Annotated in this window: 17 protein-coding genes; 11 read left to right on the top strand and 6 right to left on the bottom strand. The window is 69.5% G+C overall.

Going from position 1 to position 25,527, the window contains the following annotated elements; translation table 11 throughout:
- Positions 1–50 precede the first annotated feature (50 nt).
- The 5 genes from OG219_RS36090 (at position 51) to OG219_RS36070 (ending at position 7,718) form a co-directional block, all read left to right on the top strand.
- The gene (locus tag OG219_RS36090; protein WP_266833696.1) at positions 51–1,094 is read left to right on the top strand and encodes a zinc-binding dehydrogenase; all 1,044 of its coding nucleotides are present in this window, start codon (positions 51–53) and stop codon (positions 1,092–1,094) included.
- 182 nt (positions 1,095–1,276) lie between these two features.
- Positions 1,277–3,490, top strand: coding sequence for an MMPL family transporter (locus tag OG219_RS36085; protein WP_266833695.1), 2,214 nt, complete (start codon positions 1,277–1,279; stop codon positions 3,488–3,490).
- A gap of 109 nt (positions 3,491–3,599) precedes the next feature.
- Complete coding sequence (locus tag OG219_RS36080; protein WP_266833694.1) at positions 3,600–4,781, top strand: sensor histidine kinase; 1,182 nt, start codon at positions 3,600–3,602, stop codon at positions 4,779–4,781.
- Between the two features lie 128 nt (positions 4,782–4,909).
- Positions 4,910–5,590, top strand: coding sequence for a response regulator transcription factor (locus OG219_RS36075; RefSeq protein ID WP_266833693.1), 681 nt, complete (start codon positions 4,910–4,912; stop codon positions 5,588–5,590).
- Between the two features lie 82 nt (positions 5,591–5,672).
- On the top strand, positions 5,673–7,718 hold the full coding sequence (locus OG219_RS36070) for a molybdopterin-dependent oxidoreductase (RefSeq protein WP_266833692.1): 2,046 nt from the start codon (positions 5,673–5,675) through the stop codon (positions 7,716–7,718).
- A gap of 21 nt (positions 7,719–7,739) precedes the next feature.
- Here the strand turns inward: OG219_RS36070 and OG219_RS36065 are convergent, their stop codons facing one another.
- Positions 7,740–8,693, bottom strand: coding sequence for an endonuclease/exonuclease/phosphatase family protein (locus OG219_RS36065; protein WP_266833691.1), 954 nt, complete (start codon positions 8,691–8,693; stop codon positions 7,740–7,742).
- Positions 8,694–8,924: 231 nt separating this feature from the next.
- Here OG219_RS36065 and OG219_RS36060 point away from each other — a divergent pair, with 231 nt between their 5' ends.
- Complete coding sequence (locus OG219_RS36060) at positions 8,925–9,509, top strand: TerD family protein (RefSeq protein ID WP_266833690.1); 585 nt, start codon at positions 8,925–8,927, stop codon at positions 9,507–9,509.
- 66 nt (positions 9,510–9,575) lie between these two features.
- Here OG219_RS36060 and OG219_RS36055 read toward each other — a convergent pair whose 3' ends face one another.
- Entirely contained in the window at positions 9,576–10,652 is a 1,077-nt protein-coding gene (locus OG219_RS36055) for a HoxN/HupN/NixA family nickel/cobalt transporter (RefSeq protein ID WP_323183318.1), read from the bottom strand.
- Positions 10,653–10,931: 279 nt separating this feature from the next.
- On the opposite strand from OG219_RS36055, the gene OG219_RS36050 reads away from it, so the two are divergent.
- The 4 genes from OG219_RS36050 to OG219_RS36035 all read left to right on the top strand — a co-directional run bounded on the left by OG219_RS36050 (position 10,932) and on the right by OG219_RS36035 (position 18,009).
- Positions 10,932–15,002 (top strand): bifunctional nitrate reductase/sulfite reductase flavoprotein subunit alpha, encoded by a 4,071-nt coding sequence (locus OG219_RS36050; protein ID WP_266833689.1) that lies wholly within the window; start codon positions 10,932–10,934, stop codon positions 15,000–15,002.
- An 86-nt stretch (positions 15,003–15,088) separates the two neighbouring features.
- Positions 15,089–16,057, top strand: coding sequence for an RNA polymerase sigma factor (locus tag OG219_RS36045; RefSeq protein ID WP_266833688.1), 969 nt, complete (start codon positions 15,089–15,091; stop codon positions 16,055–16,057).
- 88 nt (positions 16,058–16,145) lie between these two features.
- Positions 16,146–17,105 carry an alpha/beta fold hydrolase gene (locus OG219_RS36040; protein ID WP_266833687.1) on the top strand — a complete coding sequence of 320 codons (960 nt, stop codon included), beginning with the start codon at positions 16,146–16,148 and terminating at the stop codon, positions 17,103–17,105.
- 52 nt (positions 17,106–17,157) lie between these two features.
- Complete coding sequence (locus tag OG219_RS36035) at positions 17,158–18,009, top strand: GNAT family N-acetyltransferase (protein WP_266833686.1); 852 nt, start codon at positions 17,158–17,160, stop codon at positions 18,007–18,009.
- Positions 18,010–18,090: 81 nt separating this feature from the next.
- Here OG219_RS36035 and OG219_RS36030 read toward each other — a convergent pair whose 3' ends face one another.
- Complete coding sequence (locus tag OG219_RS36030; RefSeq protein ID WP_266833685.1) at positions 18,091–20,313, bottom strand: MMPL family transporter; 2,223 nt, start codon at positions 20,311–20,313, stop codon at positions 18,091–18,093.
- 149 nt (positions 20,314–20,462) lie between these two features.
- On the opposite strand from OG219_RS36030, the gene OG219_RS36025 reads away from it, so the two are divergent.
- Positions 20,463–21,401: an AraC family transcriptional regulator gene (locus OG219_RS36025; protein ID WP_266833684.1), complete on the top strand. Its 939-nt coding sequence runs from the start codon at positions 20,463–20,465 to the stop codon at positions 21,399–21,401.
- Here OG219_RS36025 and OG219_RS36020 read toward each other — a convergent pair.
- The 3 genes from OG219_RS36020 to OG219_RS36010 all read right to left on the bottom strand — a co-directional run bounded on the left by OG219_RS36020 (position 21,398) and on the right by OG219_RS36010 (position 25,318).
- Positions 21,398–22,375 (bottom strand): phosphotriesterase, encoded by a 978-nt coding sequence (locus OG219_RS36020; RefSeq protein WP_266833683.1) that lies wholly within the window; start codon positions 22,373–22,375, stop codon positions 21,398–21,400. The two genes, OG219_RS36025 and OG219_RS36020, sit on opposite strands and share 4 nt — an antisense overlap.
- Complete coding sequence (locus OG219_RS36015; RefSeq protein WP_266833682.1) at positions 22,372–23,070, bottom strand: alpha/beta fold hydrolase; 699 nt, start codon at positions 23,068–23,070, stop codon at positions 22,372–22,374. The genes OG219_RS36020 and OG219_RS36015 overlap by 4 nt, the downstream gene beginning before the upstream one ends.
- A gap of 310 nt (positions 23,071–23,380) precedes the next feature.
- On the bottom strand, positions 23,381–25,318 hold the full coding sequence (locus tag OG219_RS36010) for an FHA domain-containing protein (RefSeq protein ID WP_266833681.1): 1,938 nt from the start codon (positions 25,316–25,318) through the stop codon (positions 23,381–23,383).
- Positions 25,319–25,527: the final 209 nt, after the last annotated feature.

Raw genomic sequence — 25,527 nt, 5'->3', positions numbered from 1 at the left:
CATCGCGCATCACCCCATCGCCCCATCGCCAAGAGAATGCGAGCAATTCCATGACCACCATGAAGTCCGTACGGACCGGCGCGGTCGGCAAGGTCGAGGTCGTCGACGTCGAACGTCCGACGCCCGGCCCCAAGGACGCGCTGCTGCGGATCCGCGCCTGCGGCATCTGCGGCACCGATGTGACCTTCCTGCATATGGGCGGGATGCCGTTCGGGCCGGGCGGTTCGATGATCTCGGTGCCGCTGGGGCACGAGCCGGCCGGTGAGATCGTCGAGGTCGGGGCCGAGGTCACCGGTCTGAAGGCGGGCGACCGGGTGGTCGTCAACCCGCAGGGCGCGCCCTCCGGGATCATCGGCTGCGGCGGAAAGCTCGGCGGCATGAACGAGTACCTGCTCATCGAGGACGCCGTCGTGGGCAGGAGTGTGTCCGTCTTCCCCGACCACGTGCCCTTCGACGTCGCCGCGCTGAACGAGCCCATGGCCGTCGCCCGGCACTGCGTCAACCGCTCCGAGGCCGAGCCCGCCGACAAGGTGGTCGTCTTCGGCGCCGGACCCATCGGGCTCGGCGCCACCATCTGGCTCAAGCTGCGCGGCGTTGAGCACGTGGTCGTCGCCGACGTCATCCCCGAGCGCCTGGAGACCGCGCTCGCCATCGGCGCGGACGCGGTCATCAACTCGGCCACCGAGGACGTCACCGCCCGCCTGACCGAACTGCACGGGCAGGCGGCCAACGCCCTCGGCCAGCCCCGCGCCGGCACCGACATCTACATCGACGCCGCCGGGGCTCCCGCCGTCTTCAACGCCACCATCGCCTCCGCCAAGTGGGGCGCGAAGCTGGTCATGGTCGCCGTACAGAAGAAGTCCGACGCCATCGACCTCGGCGGCATGCTGCGCAGCGAACTGACGCTCATCGCCTCCCAGGGCTACCCGACGGAGATCTTCGAGGTGACCGCGGAGATCGCCGAGCACCATGAGCGCTTCGCGAAGCTCATCAGCCACCGCGTTCCGTTCTCCGAGGTCGAGCACGCTTTCGAGCTGACGATGACGCCGGGCGCGGCCGAGAAGGTCGTCGTCACCTTCGGCGACGAGACCTAGACACCAGGCCTGGACACCGTGCATGGCGTGGTCCCCGGGCTGTCGTGCTCGGGGACCACACGCCGGGCCTGGCGTACTGCGTTCTCAGTAGTCCGGATTGTCGGCAGGCGCACGACGACGGGACATCCCTCTCCCCGCGAGTCTGGGGATGTATCCGAGATCAGATGTGGAGACCTCTGCCCGTGGCTACTTTTCTCTATCGACTGGGCCGGCTGGCCTTCCGACGGCGCTGGTTCGCCGCCCTCCTATGGGTGGCGGTGCTCGGCGGCGTCGGCTTCGGCGCGGCCACGGCGCCCGCCGCCCCCGAAGCGAGCAACTCGATGCCGGGCATCGAGTCCCAGAAGGCGTTCGACCTGATGGAGCAGCGCTTCCCCGGCTCCACGGCCGACGGGGCGAACGCCCGGATCGTGTTCGTCGCGCCCGACGGGCAGAAGGTCACCTCGTCCGAGAACCGTGCGGTCATCGAGAAGTTCGTGGCCGAGGCGTCCGACGGTTCGCAGGTCGCCAGTGCGGTGAGCCCCTTCCAGGCGAAGGCGGTGAGTGAGGACGCCTCGACCGCGTACTCCACCGTCACCTACAAGGTGACGGCCGACGACCTCTCCGACGCCGCCAAGAACACCCTCAAGGCAGCAGTCGAGGAGGCCCAGGGTTCGGATCTGACCGTCGAGGTGGGCGGAACCGCGCTCGCGACCCAGCCTTCGGCGGGCGGTATGGCCGAGGTGATCGGTATCTCCATCGCGGCCGTCGTCCTGCTGATCACGTTCGGTTCGCTGACCGCCGCCGGGCTTCCGCTGCTGACCGCGATCATCGGGGTCGGCGTCAGCATGGCCGCGATCATGGCCCTGGCCAGTGCGTTCGGCCTGTCCTCGACGACCGGCACGCTGGCCTCGATGCTGGGCCTCGCGTGCGGAATCGACTACGCCGTGTTCATCGTCTCCCGCTATCGCGAGGAGCGCGCCAAGGGCCGTACGCCCGAGGAGGCGGCGGGTCTTGCCACCGGCACCGCCGGGTCCGCGGTCGTCTTCGCCGGGCTCACCGTCGTCATCGCGCTGGCCGGCCTCGCGGTCGTCGGCGTGCCGATGCTCACCAAGATGGGCCTGGCCGCCGCGGGAGCGGTCGCCGTCGGCGTCCTCATAGCGCTGACGCTGGTCCCGGCCCTGCTCGGTTTCTGGCCGAACGCCGTGCTGTCCCGTTCCGCCCGCAAGCGCGGCCGGGCCAAGGAGGCCGGCGAGAACAACGGGGGCACCCGCTGGGCACGGTTCGTGCTGCGCCGTCCGCTGCCCGTGCTCCTCCTCTCGGTCGTCGGCCTCGGCGCCCTCGCCATCCCGGTCCTCGACCTCCAGCTGGGCACCAGCGGGGACGAGGCCAAGCCCACCTCCACCACCGAGCGCCGCGCCTACGACGACCTCGCCCAGGGCTTCGGCTCCGGCTTCAACGGCCCGCTGACCATCGTCGTGGACGCCAAGGGCGCCGCCGATCCGAAGGCCGCGGTCCAGGTGATCGAGGAGAAGATCGGTGACACGGAGGGAGTCGTCTCCGTGTCGGCCGCGCGGTTCAACCCTGCCGGTGACACGGCCGTCTTCTCCGCGGTCCCGGCCGACGCGCCCACCAGCGAGAAGACCAAGGACCTCGTCCAGACCATCCGCGACGACCGTCCCGCGACCGAGTCCTCGACCGGCGCCGAGTTCGAGGTCACCGGCACCACCGCGCTGAACATCGACGTCGCGCAGAAGATGCAGGACGCGCTGATCCCGTACCTGATCGTCGTGGTCGGCCTGGCCATCGTGCTCCTGATGGTGGTCTTCCGCTCGATCCTCGTACCGATCAAGGCGGCCTTCGGCTTCCTCCTGTCGGTCCTCGCCGCCCTCGGTTCCGTCGTCGCGGTCTTCCAGTGGGGCTGGGGCGCGGACCTCCTCGGCGTCGAGTCGACCGGCCCGATCATGAGCATGATGCCGATCTTCCTGGTGGGCATCGTCTTCGGTCTCGCGATGGACTACGAGGTGTTCCTCGTCGCCCGTATGCGGGAGGCGTACGTCCATGGGGACGGGCCCGGTCAGGCGGTGGTCACCGGGTTCCGGTACAGCGCCCGGGTCGTGGTGGCGGCCGCGCTGATCATGATCGCGGTGTTCTCCGGGTTCATCGGCGCCGGCGAATCCATGATCAAGATGATCGGCTTCGGTCTCGCCATCGCCGTCCTCTTCGACGCGTTCGTCGTCCGCATGGCGTTCGTACCCGCGGTCCTCGCGCTGCTCGGCAGGGCGGCGTGGTGGATGCCGCGCTGGCTGAACCGGCTGCTGCCGAAGGTCGACGTGGAGGGCGAGGCGCTCGGCCGGCGGTCCGTCACCGCCGCCCCCGTCCAGGCCGACGCGGCCGACCTGGAGAAGGCCCGGGTCTGAGGACACCGCCGCCTAGGGCCGTCCGTGCTTGCGACACGGGCGGCCTTCGGCGGCGGTTCGACCGCGGTGACGCTCACGATGGACCCAGCCCATCCCGACCGGAGAACCGATGATCACCAACTTGCAGCGGTACGCGAAGGACCATCCCCGCTTCGTCGACTTGATGGTCATCGTGCAGGTGCTGCTCCTCGCCGTCCTCGGCAGCGCGACGAGCCTGCGGGAACCGTCGGGCGTCGCGGTCCCCTGGTGGCCCGGCGTACTCCTGGGAGTCATCGGTTCCGTGGCCCTCTGGTGGCGCCGCAGCCACCCCCGCACCGTCGTGGCGGTGACCGCGGTCACCGTCAACACGGGCAGCGCGGTGGGCTACCTGCTGACGCCGCTGCTCCTCGCACCGCTGATGGTCGCGCTGTACGCGCTGGCCATGTACACCGACCGCAGGACGGGCCGCACCGCCCTCCTCGCCGTCGTCGTCCTTCTCGTCGGCACGGCCGTGTTCGGCGACCACTACGACCACCCGTGGCCACTCGAGACCATCGGCCCCGTCTTCTGGGTGCTGTCGCCGCTCGCCTGGGGCACCGCGACCCGGCTGCGTCACGCCTATCTGGAGGCCGTGCAGGCCCGCGCCGAACACGCCGAGCGCACCCGCGAGGAAGAGGCGCGGCACCGGGTCGCCGAGGAGCGGGTACGCATCGCCCGCGAACTGCACGACGTCGTCGCCCATCACATGGCCCTGGCCAACGCCCTGGCGGGCACCGCCGCACATCTCGCGCGCACCCATCCCGACCAGGTCCCGCGGATGCTCGACGACCTGGCCGGCACCACCTCCTCGGCGCTGCGTGAACTCAAGTCCACCGTCGGCCTGTTGCGCCAGGTGAACGAGCCCGACGCGCCCCTCGAACCGGCCCCCGGACTCGGGCAGCTCTCCGACCTGACCACCGCGTTCGCTGCCGCCGGGCTCAAGGTCTCCGTCGTCACCGAAGGTGAGGAACAGCCTCTCTCACCGGGCGTGGACCTGACGGCGTACCGGATCGTGCAGGAGGCACTGACGAACGTGGCGAAGCACGCCGCCGCGAAGACGGCGCGTGTTCGCCTCGCGTACTCGCGCGATCGGCTGACCGTCACTGTCAGCGACGACGGGGACGCTTCGGCCCCCGCCGTTCCGGGACCGAGCGGGGGGTTCGGTCTCATCGGTATGCGGGAACGCGCTCAGTCCGTCGGGGGGCATCTGCAGGCGGGGCATCGGCCGGGCGGCGGGTTCACTGTGACTACGGAATTGCCCATCCGTGCGTAGGCGCTCCGCTGGGGGGCGGTGTTTCGGCTGCGGGTTCGTTGTGGCTGGTCGCGCCGTTCCCCGCGCCCCTACCCGGCGTCTGCCTGGTCCCTCGTATTCAAGTCACCGTACAGATCCGGAAGTAGAAAATGACCATCCGCGTTCTTCTCGCCGACGACCAAGCCCTCCTGCGGGCCACCTTTCGGATCCTGATCGACTCCTGTGAGGATCTGGAGGTGGTCGCGGAGGCGACTGATGGGAAGGAAGCGGTCGAGCTTGCCCGTGTGCACCATCCCGACATCGTGCTCATGGACATCCGGATGCCCGGCACGGACGGTCTCGCGGCCACCGCGGCGATCTGTGCCGACGTGGACCTGTCGGCCACCCGCGTCCTGATCCTCACCACGTTCGAGATCGACGAGTACGTCGCCCAGGCGCTGCGCGCGGGGGCCAGCGGCTTCCTCGGGAAGGACGTCCGCGCCGACGAACTCCTGGACGCCATCCGCACCGTGGCCGCCGGAGACACCCTCCTGTCCCCGCTGGCCACCCGCGCCCTCATCACGCGCTTCCTCACCACCCCGGCACCCGGCACCCCGCTGGCGCTCCCCGGTGCCCTCGACGCCCTCACCGCCCGTGAACGAGAGGTGATGGCGCTGGCCGCTGAGGGCCACTCCAACACCGAGATCGCCGAGCGGCTGTTCGTCAGTCCGCTGACCGTACGGACCCATGTCCACCGTGCGATGACGAAGCTCAACGCGCGCGACCGGGCCCAACTGGTCGTGATCGCCTACCAGTCGGGCCTGGTACGCCCCACGCCGCCGCAGGGCTGATCGCAAGGCGGCGTCTCTGCTGTACTGGACCAATGCCATGCGCCGATCCCGAAGAACTCGACCGCGGCGACGAGGTCGGGCCGTGAGCGGCGGCGAGCGACAGGTCCCCGGTGCCTGCCCGCTGGACTGTCCGGACGGCTGCGCCTGGACCGTGACCGTTCGGGACGGGCGGGCGACCGGGCTGCGCGGGAACCGCGAACACCCCTACACGCGGGGCGCGTTGTGCGTGAAGGTCAACCAGTACCTGGAGCACACCCGCGCCCCGGGCCGCCTGATGTTCCCGCTGCGGCGGGTGGGTGCGAAGGGCGAGGACAGGTTCGAGCGGATCGGCTGGGACGAGGCACTGGCGGAGATCGCCGCCCGTCTGCGCGAGACGATCGACACCCACGGCGGCGAGGCGATCTGGCCCTACCAGGGCACCGGCACCCTCGGTTTTCTGCAGGGCCTCCAGGGCCGGGCGGGCAGCCGCCTCTGGAACGTCCTGGGCGCCTCCCGCCACCGGATGACCATCTGCGCGAGCGCCGGGTCCGCGGGACTGCGGTACACCCAGGGCACCAGCCAGGGCATGGACCCCGAAGACCTGCGCCACTCCCGCCTGATCCTCCTCTGGGGCACCAACACCCTGACGACCGGCCACCACTTGTGGCGGCTGATCCAGGAGGCGCGTACGAAGGGTGCGTACGTCGTCGCCATCGACCCGGTCCGTACCCGCACCGCGGAACAGGCCGACGAGCACCTGCCGATCCGCCCCGGCGGCGACGCCGCGCTCGCCCTCGCGCTCCTGAACGTGGTCCTGTCCGAGGGCGCGGAGGACCGCGCCTACCTGGCCGGGCACACCCACGGCTGGGAGCAATTCCGGTCCCGCATCGAGGAGTTCACGCCGGAGCGGGCCGCCCTCGACACCGGACTTACCGCCGAGCGGATCACCGCCCTGGGGCGGCGGCTCGCCCACACCCGGCCCACCGCGATCCGCACCTCCATGGGCATGCAACGGCACGCGGGCGGCGGCACCGCGCTGCGCACCCTCGCGTGCATACCGGGGGTGACCGGCGACTGGCAGCACCCGGGCGGCGGCCTGCACTACGCCACCGACGGCGCCCACGGCGGCGACCTCGCCGCCCTCACCCGTGACGACCTGCTCCCCCACCCCGTACGCGGCCTGTCCATGACCCGCCTCGCCGAGGGCCTGCTGAAGACCGACGACCCGCCCGTGAAGGTCCTGTTCGTCTACGGCGCCAACCCGGCCGTCAGTTCGCCGGACCAGACCCGCATCCGCCAGGGCCTGGCCCGCGAGGACCTGTTCACGGTCGTCCTCGACCACTTCCGCACCGACACGGCCGACTGGGCGGACATCGTGCTCCCCGCCACCATGCAGACCGAACACCTCGACATCCACGACGCCTACGGCCACCACTACCTGGCCTGGAACGAACCCGCCGTCCCGCCGCCCGGCGAATGCGCCTCCACCACCGAGACGTTCCGCCGTCTGTCCCGCGCGCTCGGGCTGACCGAACCCGCCCTGTACGACTCGGACGAGGACCTGGCCCGCCAGTTCCTCGACTCGGACCACCCCTCCCTGGAGGGCATCACGGTGGAGAGTCTCCGGGAACGCGGCTGGGCCCGCCTGATCACCGACCGGCTGCCGTTCTCCGACGGCTTCCCCACGCCGAGCGGCAAGCTCGAGTTCGTCTCGGAGACGGCCGCGGCCGACGGCCACGACGCGCTGTCCGGCCACGTGCCCGCGGCGGAACCGGCCTCCGCCCGCCACCCCCTGGTGCTCATCTCGGCCGCCCAGCACTTCACCATCAACACCGTCTTCGGCAACAAGCCGGAGCTGCGCCGCCGCGCGGGCCCGCCCACGGTCGTCCTCCACCCCGACGACGCCGCCCCACGCGGCCTGAAGGCCGGCGACCGTGCCCGAGTCATCAACGACCGCGGTTCCTTCACCGCCCTCATCGCCGTCGAGGACCGGGTCCCCCCGGGAGTCGCCCTCACCGAGAAGGGCCACTGGCCCAAACTCCAGGAGGACACCGGGACGGGCGTGAACGCGACCGTCGCCGAACGGGACACCGACCTCGGCGGGGGCGCGGTCTTCCATGACAACCGGGTCGAGATCGTGCCGCTCTGATCCCTTTCCGGTTCCCTCGATTCAATTCAGTCTGATGTGAGCGGCTATCGGCAAGTGGTCGCTCCCCGTCCCGGGCAGCGACCAGACTTCGGTGACTTTCGCCGAGCGGGCCATTATCTGGTCGATGCGCGCCATGGGCAGAGACGCCGGCCAGCTGAATGCGAATCCCGAGGCCGCCGCGTTCAGCCGCGAACTGACCGGTGCCAGACCGCGGTCGTCCACAGTGCTGTTGAGGTCCCCGAGCAGAATCACCTTGTCCAGCGGCTCGGCCGCGATCGCTTCGCCGAGGAGTACGGCGCTCTCGTCCCGCAGCGCGGAACTGAATCCGCTCGTCGGGCCGAGGCGCACGGACGGCAGATGAGCCACATAGACGGCGACATCCCCCTGTGCCGTCCTGGCGGTCGCCCGCAGCCCGCGGTTCCAGCCCTCCCCGATCCCCTCCGGCTTGATGTCCACCAACCGCACGTCGGAGAGCGGGTACTTCGACCAGAGCCCGACCGTGCCCTCGGTCGCGTGGTGGGGATGGTCCGCCGCCAGGACCGCCGCGAAGGCCGGCAGTGCGGAAGGCGTCAGCTCCTCCAGGGCGATGAGGTCGGCCCGAGTCTCGGCCAAGGCCCTCGCGGTGCCCGCCGGGTCCGGATTCACGTCGCTGACATTGTGCTGGAGCGCGGTGATCCGGCCTGCCGGGTCCGCCGGGTCATCGCCGGGAAGAAGCAGATCGCCGAAAAGGCTCATCCAGGCCGCGACGGGCAACAGCAACGCGATCAACCCGACAAACGAGCGGCGCAGCAATGCCGCGGCCAGCAGTCCCGGGACGGCCAGTCCGAGCCAGGGAAGAAACGTCTCGAGAAGGCTGCCCAGGCGCCCCAGCGTATTGGGCAGAACGGAATGAAAGACCAGCAGGAGAGCGAGCAGCAGGGAAAACAGCGCCAGAACGCGCCCTTGTCTCCAGCCCGGCCACTCGCACGACGTCACGCGACCACATCGTAGGCGCACCGCAAGCGCTCGACCCGCCACCGGGACGAGCACATGCAGTCGGGACTCCGTCACACGGAGCGACTTCCCTTGGCCGAATCCCTCCCCGTGCCCCTCTGCTCACGCGCCCCTTCCGTAATCGGTCCCGGCATTACTGGACCTGGTGCGCCGAAGCACAGAGACTCCAGGGACAATTCGTCTGTCGCAGTCGCCTCACCAAGGGGTTCACGAATGATCACGCTCACGAAAGAAGACGGCCCGGCGGATCTGGATGGGGTGACCCATCTGACCATCGGAGCGTCCTGGGACCCGACCGTTGGAAGCAGCGGCGGCATCATAGGGAAGATCCGCCAGAAGGTCGGTACGGACCTCGACCTGATCGCCATCGCGATGCAGGGTGCGGAGCCGGTGCGGCTGGCCGGCCTCGACTCCCTGGACCCGCTGGGCAACGGCTCGCTGCTGCACAGCGGGGACAACCAGACCGGACAGGGGGACGGCGACGACGAGACGGTGACCGTCAACTTCGCCAAGGTGCCGGGCAACATCACGTCCATCGTGTTCGTCGCCGCCGCGTACAAGAAGGGCAGCAACTTCCAGAAGGCGCGGAACATCAGCTTCAAGGTGTACGACGCCACGGGCGGCAGCTCCCAGCAGGTCGCCGACATCTGGCCGAGCCTGCTCAGCTCCGACAACGGCTGCGCCGTGGCCAAGGCCATGCGGGACGGCGCGACCTGGAAGCTCCAGGTGATCAACGAGACCGGGAAGATCAAGCAGGGCGACGAGAAGGCCCTGATGCGCTTCGCCGTGAGCAAGTAGCGCGGTCCGGGTCGGCGCCGACACCGGCGCCGACCCGACCTGCGGCAGGGCGCGACGGTCGCAGCCCTACTCGGCTCCCTGTTCGGCCGGTTGAGCCAGTCCCGCCGTCCACTTCTCCTCGATGCGGCCGAACTTCCACACCAGCAGGGCGACCGCCCAGGTGGCGAAGAACAGGCCGACGATGACGTAGCCGATGACGTTGAGGTCCAGGGCGGAGACCCAGTCCCAGAAAACGCCGTGCAGACCGGCCTTCTCGGCGATCAGGCCGAGCAGTTCGACGGTGCCGATGATGAGGGCGACGGCGGCCGAGAGGCCGGTGATGGTGAGGTTGTAGTAGACCTTGCGCACCGGCTTGGAGAAGGCCCACCCGTACGCGAAGTTCATGAACGAGCCGTCGATCGTGTCGAGCAGCGACATACCGGCCGCGAACAGCACCGGCAGGCACAGGATGGCGTACCAGGGCAGCCCGGAGGCCGCGCCCGAGCCGGCGAGCACCAGCAGGGCGATCTCGGTGGCCGTGTCGAAGCCGAGGCCGAAGAGCAGGCCCAGCGGATACATCTGCCACGGCTTGGTGATCGACTTCATCAGGCGGCCGAGGAGCCGGTTCATGAAGCCCCGGTTGTTGAGCTGCTCCTCCAGCGCGGCCTCGTCGAAGTGGCCGGAGCGCATCCCGCGGAAGACCTTCCAGATCCCGGCCAGGATCAGGAAGTTGATGATCGCGATGACGTAGAGGAAAACCCCGGAGACGGTGGTGCCGATCCAGCCGGTGACGCCGTGCAGCTCGGAGTCGTCGTTCGCCACCGGCCCGGCCAGCGCCTTGACGCCGAGGGAGAGCAGGAGGGCGAGGCCGAAGACGATGCTGGAGTGGCCGAGCGAGAACCAGAAGCCGACGGACAGCGGGCGCTGCCCCTCGTTCATCAGCTTCCGTGTCGTGTTGTCGATGGCCGCGATGTGGTCGGCGTCGAAGGCGTGCCGCATGCCCAGGGTGTAGGCGGTGATCCCGATGCCGATGCCGAAGGTTTTGGTCCCCAGGCTGTAGTGCTCGGGGGCGACCACGGCCACGAGCGTGAACCAGCCGATGACGTGCAGCGCCAGGATGAACGCCGCCATTCCACCGAGGTTCATCCATTCCTTGCGCGTCACGCCCTCCACCCTTATGCGGCCGCCCAGCACCTGCAATCAATGTGCAGTAAAACTCCAGGCAGGAATCGGCCATCACCGGGAAAAGCCCAGGCCACGCGTTCGAGGGCCCGACGGACACTCCGCGGCTCGTCGCACATGAGGATCCCGTCCTCCTCACACGCCCTCGGTCACAGCTGTGTGGAGGGTGTAACCCCCGATGATCGAACGGCGTGACAGCCGCGTAACGGGCACTTCGTACCGTCGGCGGAGGAAGCATCCGATCACCTCGAAGGGCCGCCGGTGACCACGACCCCCACGCAGGTGCGGACGGTCTGCTCGTACTGCGGCGTGGGCTGCGGGATGGTGCTCGACATCGGGATGGGCCCCGACGGGCGGCGTACGGTCCTCAAGGCGTCCGGCGACAAGGCGCACCCCGCCAACTTCGGCCGTCTGTGCACCAAGGGCGCGACCACGGCCGACATGCTCGCCGCCCCGGGCCGGCTGACCACCGCGCTGACGCGCACCGAACGCGGGGCGCAGGCCGAGCCCGCCCCCGTGGAGGCCGCGATCGCCGAGACGGCGCGTCGGCTGCGGGCGGTGATCGACGAGCACGGGCCCGACGCCTTCGCCTTCTACGTCTCCGGGCAGATGAGCCTGGAGGCCCAGTACCTGGCGAACAAGCTGGCCAAGGGCTTCGTCCGCACCAACCAGATCGAGTCGAACTCGCGGCTGTGCATGGCGAGCGCGGGCACCGGCTACAAGCTGTCGCTCGGCGCGGACGGCCCGCCCGGCTCCTACCAGGACTTCGACCGCGCGGACGTCTTCCTCGTCATCGGCTCCAACATGGCCGACTGCCACCCGATCCTGTTCCTGCGCATGATGGAGCGGGTCAAGGCGGGCGCGAAGCTGATCGTCGTGGACCCGCGCCGCACCGCCACCGCCGCGAAGGCCGATCTGTTCCTGCAGATCAAACCGGGCACGGACCTCGCGCTGCTGAACGGCCTGTTGCACCTCCTGAACGAGAACGGCCACACCGACCCCGACTTCATCGCCGCCCACACCGAGGGCTGGGAAGCGATACCGGAGTTCCTCGTCGACTGCCCGCCCGCCACGGTCGCCGAGCTCACGGGCCTCGCCGAGGCCGACATCCGGGAGGCGGCCCGGCTCATTGGCTCGGCCGGTGAGTGGATGAGCCTCTGGACCATGGGCCTCAACCAGTCCACACACGGCACCTGGAACACCAACGCCCTGATCAACCTGCATCTGGCGACGGGCGCGATCTGCCGCCCCGGCTCCGGTCCGTTCTCGCTGACCGGCCAGCCCAACGCCATGGGCGGCCGGGAGATGGGCTACATGGGTCCCGGCCTGCCCGGCCAGCGGTCGGTGCTGGTGGACGAGGAGCGCGCCTTCGTCGAGGAGCTGTGGGAGCTGCCCCCTGGCACGGTCCGCAAGGACGGGGTCGGCCAGGGCACCATCGAGATGTTCCAGAAAATGGCGGACGGGGACATCAAGGCCTGCTGGATCATCTGCACCAACCCCGTCGCCTCCGTGGCCAACCGCAAAACCGTGATCGAGGCCCTGGAAAGGGCCGAGTTCGTCGTCGCCCAGGACGTCTTCGCCGAGACGGAGACGAACGCGTACGCCGATGTCGTACTGCCCGGAGCGCTGTGGACCGAGACCGAGGGCGTCCTCATCAACAGCGAGCGCAACCTCACGCTCGCGCAGCCCGCCGTGGAGCCGCCCGGGGAGGCGATGGCCGACTGGCGGATCATCGCCGCCGTCGCCCGCGCGATGGGATACGAGAAGGGCTTCTCGTACGAGAGCGCGGAAGAGGTCTTCGAGGAGATCAAGCGCGCCTGGAATCCGAAGACCGGATACGACCTGCGGGGCGTGACCTACGAACGGCTGCGGTCCACCCCGGTGCAGTGGCCGGCGGCGAGCACCGACGGGCCCGACCGCAATCCGATCCGCTACGTGGACGCGGACGCCGCCGCCGGTCCGGTCTTCCCGACGGCGAGCGGCCGGGCGGTGTTCTACGCCCGCCCGCACGTCCCGCCCGCCGAGATGCCCGACGACGACTACCCGTACGTCCTGAACACCGGGCGGTTGCAACACCAGTGGCACACCCTCACCAAGACGGGCAAGGTCGCCAAACTCAACAAACTCAACCCCGGGCCCTTCGTGGAACTGCATCCGGGCGACGCCGCCGCGCTCGGCATCGCCGACGGCGACTCGGTGGAGGTCGCCTCGCGGCGCGGACGAGCGGTGCTGCCGGCCGTGGTGACGGACCGGGTTCGGCCGGGCTGCTGCTTCGCGCCCTTCCACTGGAACGACCTGTTCGGCGAGTACCTGGGCGTCAACGCCGTCACCAGTGACGCCGTCGATCCGCTCTCCTTCCAGCCGGAGTTCAAGTTCTGCGCGGTGTCGCTGACGAAGGTGGCGGCTCCGGTGTCCGTGGCCGCTGCGGCGCCTCTGGTGGTTCCGCGACCGGCCGCTCCTCCCACCGCCGGTCCCACCGCCGGTTCCGCCGGCGTCTTCGGGATCGAGCCCGCCCCGCCGCCCGTGCTGGCCGAGCACGAGCGCCAGTACCTGGTCGGCTTCCTCGCCGGGATCGACTCGGGCGCTCCCGGCGTGCCGGTGCTGCCGCCGGGCGCGCCGTTCAGCCCCGAGCACGCGCTGTGGGTCAACGGCGTGCTGGCCGGCATGTACTCCCGGGCCGTCCCCGGAATGCCCGCCGCACCCGCGGCACCCACCGCCCCCGTCCGGGAGGTCGTCGTCCTCTGGGCCTCGCAGACCGGCAACGCCGAGGAGTTCGCGGTGGCCGCCGCCGACCGGCTCACCACCACCGGGCACAAGGCCACCCTCCTCGACATGGACGACGCCCACCCGGGGAACCTGCCCTCCGGTGCCGACGTCCTGCTGATCACCAGCACCTTCGGTGACGGCGACGCCCCCGACAACGGCTCCGGATTCTGGGACGCCCTGGCCGCGCCCGACTCACCCCGCCTGGACGGTGTGCGGTACGCGGTCCTCGCCTTCGGCGACTCCTCGTACGACGACTTCTGCGGCCACGGCCGCCGCGTCGACCAGCGCCTCGACGAGCTGGGCGCGGTGCGTCTCGCCCCACGGACGGACTGCGAACCCGATTACGAGCTGACGGCCACGGCCTGGCTCGACGAAGTCCTCACCGCCTTGAACGGTGCCCCGGAAACGAACTCGCCCGCCGCGCCCGTACGCGTTTCCAGGCCGAAGAAGCCGGCCCCCGTCACCGCCGGCCTCACCGGCAACCGGCTCCTCAGCCGGCCCGGCGCGGGCAAGGAGGTCCGCCGCTTCACCTTCGACACCCGCGACAGCGAGACTCCGCTCCGCTACGAGGCCGGGGACGCCCTCGGCGTACGCCCCGTCAACTCCCCGGACATCGTCACCGAATGGCTGGCCGGCACCGGCATCGACCCGGCGGCCGCAGTGGATCTGAACGGCATCGGGGAGTTCCCTCTCCACGAGGCCCTGCTCCGGCACCTCGACATCACGCGCATCACCCCCGACCTGCTTCGCTTCGTCGCCGAACGCACCCACGACCGCGTACTGAAGAAGCTGCTGCGCCCCGACAACAAGGACGAACTGGCCAAGTGGTCCTGGGGCCGCCAGGCCGTCGACGTCATCGCCGAACACCCCGTCCGGGCCTCGGCGCAGGAGTGGGCCGAGGTGCTGAAGCCGCTCCAGCCCCGCCTGTACTCCATCTCCTCCAGCCCCCTCACCGACCCCCACCTCGTCTCGCTGACGGTCTCCGTCGTCCGGTACGAGAACCCGGACGGGCGACCGCGCCAGGGCGTCTGCTCTCCCTTCCTCGCCGATGCCGCCCCCGGCACCCCCGTGCCGGTCTTCGTCCAGCCCTCCCCGAAATTCCGGCCGCCTGCCAACCCCGCCACCCCCATGGTGATGGTGGGTCCCGGCACCGGGATCGCGCCGTTCATCGGCTTCCTCCACGAGCGCCGCGCCCTCGGTCACCGCGCGCCCAACTGGCTGTTCTTCGGCGAACAGCACCGGGCCACCGACTTCTACTACGAGGACGAGCTGACCGCCTTCCTCGCCGACGGCACCCTGAGCCGGCTGGACACCGCCTTCTCCCGCGACCAGCGCGCCAAGGTCTACGTCCAGGACCGCATGCGCGAACACGGCCCCCAGTTGTGGTCATGGCTCCAGGACGGCGCCCACTTCTACGTGTGCGGCGACGCCTCCCGCATGGCCAAGGACGTCGACCGGGCCCTGCGCAACATCGCCACCGTCCACGGCGGTCTGGACGAGGACGGGGCCGCCGCGTACGTCAAGCAGCTCGCCGCCGACAAGCGGTACGTCCGCGACGTGTACTGATCCCCCGGTCCGTCGGGCCGCCGTGACGCCGCCGGGCCGCGCGCAGTACGGTCGCACGCACGACGGGAGAGCGGAAGAGGAACTCCATGAGCACGAACGCGGGCGAGACCGGACGCCTTGAGGACGCGGTGCTCACGCGTGCCGCGCAGGCGGGTGATGTGGCCGCACTGGGTCTGCTCCTCGAACGGCACCGGGCAGGTATGCGCGCGGTCGCCGTGAGCATTCTGGGACCGGGGCCCGACGTCGACGACGTGGTCCAGGACGCGGCCATGACCGCGCTCCGGCGTGTGGGCGACGTCCGCGACCCGGCGGCCGTGGGCCCCTGGCTGCGGATGATCGTGCGCAACGCCGGCCGTTCCCTGCTGCGAGGCTCCGTCGCCTTGCAGCCACTCGACGAACTGCATGTGCCCTCCACGGACGCCGGTCCGGAGCGGTGGCTGGAGCACCACACGATGCGGGACTGGATCTGGGAGTCCATCGAAGAGCTTTCCCCCGCACTGCGACTGCCCCTGGTACTGCGTCACTTCAGCACCCACGTCACTTCCTACGAGCAGATAGCGGACGTCTGCGGGGTCCCGGTCGGCACGGTCCGCAGCCGGCTCAGCCAGGGACGGTCCAAGCTGGCGACCGCCCTCGCCGCCACGGCCGACGCCCCGCACGGCGACACCGCGCGGCGCACCCGCGCCAGCCGCATCGAAGCGCACGAGACGCTGGCCGCCGCCGAGAACGGACACTTCGGCGCGCTGCTCACCGAACGCTGGTCCCCAGAGGTCGCCCTGCTCAGGGGGAACGACCCGGTGGGCGACAGGAATCGGCTGGTGCACGGAATGGAGTGCGACCTCGAAGCCGGCGTACGGCAGCGCCTCTCCCATGCCGTGGCCGGCCGGTCGCTCGTCATCTGGGAGATGGACATCCTCAATCCCGCCGACAACCCCGAGCACTGCCCGCCCGAGGTGGCCTGGCTCATGACCCTGGACGACACCGGCCGCGTACACCGTCTGCGCCTGTTCCACGCCAGGCCGTCGCGGGCCACCAACCCGCTCCTTCCAGTGTGACGGCCATCACACGATTCGGATCGAACTTCGTTCTGCCTCCGGCGTCCTGTCGGTGTCGTTGACACTTGCCGGATACGGAGACACCCACATGACGACCTCCTTGACCGACCCGACCGACCCCACCGATCTGACTGATCCGGCCGATCCGACCGATCCGACCGATCCGCTGGCCGTCGGAACGCACACCGTCGAAGTCGACGGACTCGTGCAGCGCTATCACGTCCACGGCACGGGCCCGGTGTGCGTCGCGCATTCCGGCGGGCCCGGCATTTTTTGGGAGTACCTGCGGATGCCCGCGCTGGAGCGGCATCTGACGGTCGTCTACCCCGAGCCGATCGGCACCGGAGCCTCCGACCGCCTGCCCTCCCACCCGAACGGCTACACCCGGCCCCGCTACAGCCGGTTCCTCGATGCGCTGATCGAGCACCTCGGCGTCCCCGAGGTGCACCTGCTGGGCCATTCGCACGGCGGCTTCGTCGTCCAATACCACGCCCTGCACTTCCCCGAGCGCGTCTCCGGGGTGATCCTCTACGAGAGCGCGCCGGTGACCGGTCCCGAACACGGCGCCGAGGCCATGCGCCTGGTGCAGTCGTTCGCCGAGCTCCACTTCGACCACCCCGAACTCCCCGAGGTCCTGGCGGCATTCCAGGCCATCCCCACCATCTCCGACGACACGCAGATGACGGCCGTCGCCAGGGGGATCATCCCCTCGTACTTCGCCGACTACTGGGGCCGGGAGGAGGAGTTCGCGCCCATGCGTGCCTCCGTGACGGCCACGCACATCTCCGGCCTGGACGAGAACCTCTCCCCCAACGTCATCGACGACCGTGCGGCCCTCGGCTCACTCACCGTGCCGGCCCTCGTCGTCGTCGGCCGCCACGACGTCATCTGCGGGGTGCGGTGGGCCGAGGAACTGCACGGGCTGATCCCCGGATCGGAACTGCTGATCCTGGAGAACAGCGGGCACTTCGGCCACATCGAGGAACCGGCCGCGTTCTCCCAGGCTGTGACGCGTTTCGTGACGGCCACGGCACACGGCACTCGGTGACCGTCGACTGCTGAAAGAGATCTGAAAAGAGAGCGGAAAGAGAAACAGATTCATGACTACCGACGTTCAACCGTCCGTCACGGAGCAGTCCGAGGCCGAAGCACTCTTCCGATTCCAGACGGGGGCGCCCGAGCCCGTCCGCAAGGCACTGGGAATGAGCGCCGCGCGGATCGGCGGCGGAGTGGTGCTCTCGATGCGCAACGACAGCACCCACTTCTGGAGCAAGGCCCTCGGCTTCGGTGTCACCGCACCGGTCACCGCCGAGTTGATCGGCGAAGTCTGCGGCTTCTACCGGGCTGCGCGGACTCCGCAGGCCGTCTTCCAGATCGCACCCGCCTTCCTGCCCGAGGAGTGGCAGGAGACATGTGAACGGGAAGGCATCGTCCCGGATTCCTCCTGGGTGAAGCTCGTCTGCCCGACCGACGAGGCTGTCGCCCGCGCCGACGCCCTGGACATCACCCCGGACAGAATCCGCGTCGCCCCGGTGGAGGCGGAGCAGGCCCCCGAGTGGGGAACGGTCATGATGCGGGCATTCGGCATGCCGGTCGAGCAGTACGCGGAGATGAGCGCCGCGTCCGCGACCCGGCCCGGCTGGCATCCCTTCGCCGCCTGGCTGGACGGGGAACTCGTCGGAACCGGAACCCTGTTCGTCCGCGGTGATACGGCGCAGCTGTTCGCCGGCGCCGTGCTGCCCCACGCGCGGGGACGCGGTGGCCAGACCGCTCTGCTGGCAGCCCGGGCCCGAGTGGCACAGAAGCTGGGGTGCCGTCTGCTCATCGCCGAGACGGGCGCCGAGACCCCGGGGACCCACAACACGTCCCTGCACAACATGCTCCGCCTCGGCTTCCAAGTGGCCTACGAACGCCGCAACTGGCGCTGGCGGCTCATCCCCGACGAACGCTGAGACGGCCTGACCGGCCGTCTCGAGGACGGCCGGTCAGTCGAGTTCAGGCAATTCGCGCCTGAACTCAGGTAATTCGCGATCTCAGTTGATTCGCGTCGCGAATTCCGACTCACGCGTTGGCGTGGCCGCCTGTGGGGCGCTTTCGCTGATTCCGAACCGTCGGTGGAACCTGCGGAGAGGTCCCGGTGCGTACCAGGCCGTGCGGCCGAGCAGTCGCATCGCGGCAGGCAGCAGTACTCCGCGTACGGCGATGGCGTCGATGAGGATCGCCAGACCGCTTCCGAGGCCGAACATCTGCATGAAGCTGACCTTCGCCGTGGCGAACGCGAAGAATCCGACCGCGAGGAGACAGGCCGCGGCGCTGACGATTCTTCCGGTGTGTCCGAGGCCGTGGACGACGGCGGCCTCGGTGCTCTCACCGGCGTCGTGGAGTTCCTTGATCCTGCTGGTGACGAACACCTCGTAGTCCATGGACAGACCGAAGGCGATGCAGAAGAGCAATACCGTCATGGAGGTGTCCATCGGCTGGGCGGTGAATCCCAGTACGGAGCTGAGATGGCCGTCCTGGAATATCCATGTCATGGCGCCGATCGCCGCCGCCAGGCTGATCATGTTCAAGGCCAGCGCGCGGAGCGGCTGGACGATGCTTCCGGTGAAAAGGAAAAGGAGGATGAAGGTGGTGACGGCGACCAGGCCGGCGGCAAGGGGCAGTCGGCTCGCGATCGATTCCTTGGTGTCGAGCAGCTCCGCGTCGCCGCCTCCCACCAGGACCTCCTCGGAGCCGGCGGGCGCGTCGACGTCTCGGACCACACGGACGAGGGACTGGGCGCTGTCCGACTTGGGCGGAGCGGTGCCGATGACGGTGACTCGCTGTGCGTCGGGGCGGTTCAGGGCTTCACTCGTCGGGCCGGGGGCGCCCGAGCTTCCCTGTTCGTAGGTGCCTGTGGCCGCCTCGACTCGCACGACCCCCTTGATGAGCGACAGCTTCTCCGCGTAGGTGTCCAGGGCCTCGTCACCCACGGACCCGTTGACGACCACGTGGATGGCCGCCTCGTCGTCGCCCTCGAAGTCCGCTTGCAGTGCCGTGGACACCTGCCGGCTCGCGGCGTCCTCGGGAAGGACCCGTTCGTCGGGGGTACCGAACGTGACGCCCAAGAGTGGGGCCGCGGCGAGCAGCAGTACCGCGAGGACCGGCACGCTGATCAGCACGGGCCGGCGCATCACGGTTCCGGCCAGCCGGCCCCAGAACGGTGCCCGCCTGCGATGACGGTCGGCCTTGGGCCAGGGGAGCCTGCCGTTGTTGATGCGATGTCCAAGGAGCATGAGCAGAGCGGGCATCACGAAGAGGGTGCCGACGGCGGCGATGACGACCACACCCACGCCGGCATAGGCGAACGAGCGGAGGAAGTACTGCGGGAAGACGAGGAGTGCGGTGAGCGCGACCGCGACCGTGCCCGCCGAGAACACGACCGTACGTCCGGCGGTGTGCACCGTCGTTCGGACCGCGTCGGCGACGCTCGTCCCGAGGGCGAGCTGCTCCCGGAATCGGCTGATCATCAACAGCGCGTAGTCGATGCCGAGTCCGAGCCCGAGTGCGGTGGTCAGGTTGATCGAGAAGACCGACACGTCGGTGACGCTGCCCAGGAGAGCGAGTTCCGCGAAGGTCCCGGCGACCGCCACCGTGCCGATGGCGAGCGGCAGCAGAGCCGCGACCACTCCCCCGAACACGATGAGAAGCAGCAGGAGCGTCACGGGGACCGCGATGACCTCCGCGAGAAGAAGGTCCTGGAGTACCTGCTCCGACAGTTCGGCGCCCACCGCGGTACCGCCGCCGGCCTGGACGGTGAGTCCCTCGTGCCGGCCCGCGTACGCGTCGATGATGTCCTGCGCGTGCTCCTCCCGGGTCGATTCATCGCCCTTCACATGCGCGAGGACCATGGCCGAGAGGCCGTCACGGGCCAGCAGTGAGTCGCTGTGCGTGTCCCAATAGGAGACGACGTTGCTGAGCTCGGTCTCCTTGCGCAGCTCGGCCACCAACTGTGCGCCGTCCTGCTCCACTTCCGGGTCGGTGACGCGCTGTGCGCCACTACTGACCAGCAACACCAGGTTCGCTTCCCCGCCGAATTTCTCGTCGATGACCCGACTCGCCCGTGTCGACTGCGAGTCCGGGTCGTCGAAGCCGCCTCCCACGAGTTTCCCGAAAGCTCCCACGCCCACAACACTCATCGCAGCGACGAGCACGGAGGCCACGACGAGCACGATTCCGGGCCGCCGGACCGTCAATTCCGCAACGCGGTCAAACATGTCATTCCTTTCATTGAGGGGGATCCTGATACGAGGCCGTTCGGCTGCGCGCAGACAAGACGGAGGACCGGCCTACTAGTTCGCTTCGGGAAACGTGAGCTGGGTCACAGCGCCGGAGGGGCTCTCGGGCCGGCCCCATACGATGAGGCGTGTCCTCCTGGAGCCAAGCCCTGACCCTGTCCTCGGCGAGCGCCTGGGACGAGGTCTTCACCGACCTGCACGGCGCGAGCCGCATCAAAGTCCCGGATCGCCACGCTCCTTGGAGCGGACGCCTGGAGTGGCAGCGGTCGAAGGCCTACGGTCTCGCCCTGTGCTCGGGCGGCGAGGAAGTGGTGCACAGGGACGCCCGGCACATCCGGTCCGATCCCCGGGGCACGTACGAACTGCTCGTACCGCTCGCCGGGACGGCCTGGGTGGAGCAGGGGTCGTCGTCCGGCGAGATCGGGCCGGGCACCATGGTGTTGTGCGACATCGACCGCCCGCTGACGTTCGCGCACGGTGCCGAACTCCGGGGGATCTCCTTCTTCATGGCCGGCCAGAACGTCGCAGGGCGCAGCCCGATCGCGGCCGGGGGGCCGCACATACTCAGCGGTGCCGGCGGACTGGGCAGAGTCGTACGGCAGTTGACCACCACACTGCACGAGGAGCGCGAGCAACTCTCCGAGACGACCTTCGACATCGCCTGCGACCGGCTGCTCGACCTGGTGTGTCTGGCCGCGGAGGGCGGCAACGACTCGGCGCCCACGGGGCAACGGGCGACGGTCGAGGCCTCGATCCGGCACTACATACGCCGGCACGCCTGCGACAGAGACCTCGACGTCGTCGGCATCGCACGGGCACTCGGCTGGTCCGCCCGCTACGTCCAGCAGGTGTTGCAGGCGGCCAACACCACCTCACGCGAGCTCATCCGCCGCGAACGGCTGAACGTCGCCCGCACCCGCCTGGCCGGCGCGAGCTGGTCCACGTACTCGATCGCGGAGATCGCCCATTCCTGCGGCTTCGGCAGTCACGCCTCGTTCGCCACCACGTTCCGGGAGGAGTTCGGCCTGACGCCTCGCGAAGCCAGACGCAGCACGCGCGGCGGCTAGCCGTTTGCCGGGCTGAAGTACCGGCGTGGATTGTCGACCAGCATGGTGGTGAGCTGCTCCTCGGTGACGCCGACACGGCGTAGCGCCGGGAGTACCTCGTCGTGCAGGTGGGTGTGGTGCCAGTTCGGCGCGATCTGCTCTCGTACGCCGGGCGGGAACCAGTCGATGTGACAGGACGCGTCGTGCGACAGCACCATCCGTTCGGCGAACCCTTCACGCGCGAGAGTCGCGACGGTCGCCACCCGCTCGTCGGCGGGCAGGAGGATGTCGAGGCCGAAGCGGTCCATTCCGACGTAACTGCCGTTGTCGATGAGCCGGTGCAGATAGTCCAGGTCGGCGGTGTCGCCGCTGTGGCCGATGACGACCGCGCCGAGGTCCACGCCTTCGCTGCGCAGGACGTCCTGCGCGATGAGCCCCGTACGGGCGCTCGCGCTGGTGTGCACGGTGATCGGAGCGCCCGTCCGCAGGTGCGCCTGGGCCACCGCTCGCATCACCCGCTCCACACCCGGGGTGAGTTCGCCCTCGATCGCGCACTTCAGGAACGCGGCCCTGATGCCGGTGTCCGCGATGCCCTCGGTGAGTTCGCGGACGAACAACTCGGTCATGCCCTCGGGGCCGCCGAGCATGGTTCCCGGCCCGTGGTAGCGGAAGAAGTCGGGGATGTCGGCCAGCGTGTAAAGGCCGGTCGCCGCGACGATGTTGAGGTCGACCTGTTCGTTGACCACGGCGACTCGCGCGACATTGCGACCGAGCCCGATGACGGTGGGGTCGACGATGGTCGTGACGCCGGTCGCGGCCAGGGCTTTGAGCCGGGTCACGGCGTCGCTGACGCGCTCCTGCTCGTCCCAGGTCTCCGGAAGGCTCTGCCGGAGTTCCTCGCTGAGCACGAAGACGTGTTCGTGCATCAGTACGGCGCCGAGGTCACTCACCGCCACGGGACCGCGGACAGTCTGCACCTGCGGGGTCGCGGTCATTCGGCGACACCGGCAGCGGCCTGCTTGATCAGGTCGGCCACGGCCCCCGGCTGGGAGACGTAGACCGCGTGGCTGCCGTCGGTTCCGGTGACCGTGCTGCCCGCCCGCTGCGCCATGGCCCGTTGCGCGGCAGGCGGGATCATCTGGTCGTCGGTCGCCACCAGGTACCAGCTCGGCTTGTGCCGCCAGGCCGGTTCGGTGACGGTGCCGCCGAGCGCGTCGAGGCCCCAGGGCACCTGGGCGTCGGCCATGAACCCCGCCTCGGCCGGGGGCAGATCGGCCGCGAAGGAGGCGTGGAACCTCTCCCGGTCGAGGAACAGGAAACCGTTGACCGGCGGGAGGATCGGCGGCACCGGCGCCCCCGGTTCGGGATCGGCGATCAGCGTGCCGACGGACTCACCCTTGTCGGGCGCGAACGCCGCGATGTACACCAGCGCCGCCACGCCGTCATGGTTGCCGGCCTCGGTGATGACGGCCCCGCCGTACGAATGCCCCACCAGAATCGCCGGCCCGTCCTGCTCGTCCAGGATCTGCCCGGTCGCCGCGACGTCTCCCTCAAGGGAGTACGTCGGGTTCTGCACAACGCTGACCCGGAAGCCGTCCTCCGTCAGCAGGCGGTGCACCCCTTGCCACCCGGAGCCGTCCACGAATCCCCCGTGGACGAGCACAACGTTGTTCACCGGTTGCCTACTCATTGATGTTCCCCACTTCGATGACACCGCGAGCGATCGGCTCGCTTGCTTCACTCGAAGTCGACCTTTCCAGGCCCGTGGCGAGCCGTCTTTCGCGTCGGCGCGCAGTCCTTTCGCGGGGACGCGATGCTCGTCGGCAACGGGCGAGTGGTCCGGGCGGCCGAACAGTCCTCTCCGACCGCCGAAGGGGGCCCGGCTGTGCCGGGCCCCCTTCTTCTTCTGACAGCGGGACGGGATGTGGACCTTCGACCTCAAGAGCGTCGGCCTCAGGAGCGTCGGCCTCAGGAGCGCAGGCCCCGGGAGAGTCCCCCGATCACGCCGGGTCGAGCGCCCCCGGCTGCCGCGGTCCTGCCGTCTGTCCCATGGTGCGCGGATCGATGGGGCGGCCGACGAAAACCGGGGCGTCCGACTGGTAGAAGATGTCGATGTCGGCCTCCTCGCCGCCGACGATCAGCGTGTCCCAGGCGCCGCTCTCCTGGAGGGACCGCAGGGTCGACGGAGCGAGGGTGGACAGGTGGTCGCGCAGTTCCTCGTCGCTGGGCAGTCCGGGGAGGCGGGGGGCGAGGCGTTCGCGGATCGCGCGCATCCTCTCCAGCAGGAGGTCGAGATCGGACCGCTCGCCGTCAGGCTGGGCGGCGACCCGTTCCCCTTCCATGCTGTCGGCGATGATGTCCTTGATGGCACGGGTCACACCCCGTTCGTCGGTGGTGACCATGGCGTTCCAGGCCCGGCTCTTGTGCCGGTACTGGAGCATGGACATCGCCGCCTCGTGCCGGATGAAGTCGGCGTCGCGCAGCGGACGGCCCTGCCAGACCCGGCTGAGGGAGCGGGAGAGCGAAACGGCCGAGGCGAGGCCGCTGTTGAGGCCGCGCCCGGGCCAGAAGTGGATGGCGTTGGCCGCGTCGCCCAGCAGGAAGCCGTACGTTCCGGGGCTCTTGGCGGTAGGGCGGCTGAGCTGGGCCGTGAACCGGGGGCGCTGCACCATGTCCAGGCGGAACGAGGTGATGGCGGTGAGATCGTCCTCGGGGACGCCGAACATCCTCAGGCCCTCCTGGATCCGCTTCCACAGCGGCGAGCTGCGCAGCAGAGCGGGCAGGAACAGAGTCCCGTGCGTCGGGCAGACGAACTCGTTGTCCTCCTGACGGCTCATCAGACAGGGCCGAGCCGCCACGCACTCCTCGAAGACCTGCCGGACCGGGTCGATGCCGATCACGGCGCCGGCCTCCTCGCGGGTCAGCCTCATGTTGAGGAACCCCTCGCCACGCAGCGAGTTGAGCAGGAACCGGTTCTGCGCCACGGTCAGCAGAACGCTCATGGGGTCCGAGAGCCGGGACTTGACCCGCAGTCCAAGGACCAGGTCCTGAAGGTGCTCCCCGTCGAGGGAGTAGATCGAGGAGTCGGCCGCGCCGAAACGGTCCGCGAAGTGCTCCCGGGTGCGCGACCCGCCGCCCTCGGCGATCACCAGGACGTGTTCCTGGGAGAGCCGGTGCTGCTGCTCCGACGCATCGAATCGCTTCGGCACGAGGCGGATCGCGGACTTGGCGTTGGCCAGTTCCAGCAGCTTGTCCTCGATGTAGGCGATCCGGATGTTGCGGGGCGGGCGGCCCTCCACGGAATCCGGTCCCAGGGGCCACATCTCGGAGAATCCGCCCGCGTCGAACAGCGCCGACTGCATCTCCTCGGTGAGCGCGAGGTACTGACGGCTCTGGGCGGTGACGACCTGCATGCGCCGGTTGTTGCCGTGGGTCTCGTCCTTCCAGACCACGGTGGAGCCGTTCCTGATCCACCGGCCGTCGTAGACGGTGATGGACGCCTTCCCCGGCAGGGCGTTCTCAAGGAGCAGGGCGAAGGCCAGGCCGACCGGGCCTCCTCCGGACACCGTGACCCGCAACTCACCCGGGTTCGCCGAGGCGTTGGCGCGGGGCAGGTCGAGCTGGGAGAGGTCGATGACCGTCTCCACGGCCTCCTGCGTCTCGAACAGGAAGGTCTCGTCGCCGATACGTATGGAGTCGCCGGGCACGAGCACGTGCCGGGTGACGGGCTGGTCGTTTACAAAGGTGCCGTTCTTGCTGCGGTCGTAGAGGACGAACGCGCCGTCCTCCGTCACGATCTCGGTGTGCAGACGGGAGGCGCTGACACTGACGATGACCACGTCGTTGTCGCCCTTGCGCCCGAATCGCAGCGGAGCGCTCCCCAGAACCACGCTCTGACCGGCGAAGGGACCCGTGCGTCCCACGATGACCGACGACACAGAAACTCCTTGCGAACGTCTCGGGCACGGACAGAGGAACCGCACCCTGCGGGTGATCCGCTACGAGGGCGGGAGTCGTGCGCCCCTCCCCCGAACTCCGGTCCAGTGGGGCTCACTTGACCGGTGATGTCCGAGTCGGCCCGGCATCGGTCCGACTCGTGCTTGTTGAAGTATGGCCGATGCGCGGGGATGACTCGGCTGCTCCGCGT

This window comes from Streptomyces sp. NBC_00038, from assembly GCF_026343635.1.
Lineage (GTDB): Bacteria > Actinomycetota > Actinomycetes > Streptomycetales > Streptomycetaceae > Streptomyces.
The sequence above is the reverse complement of the archived record's forward strand: the minus strand, read 5'-3'. Positions and strand labels throughout refer to the sequence as shown.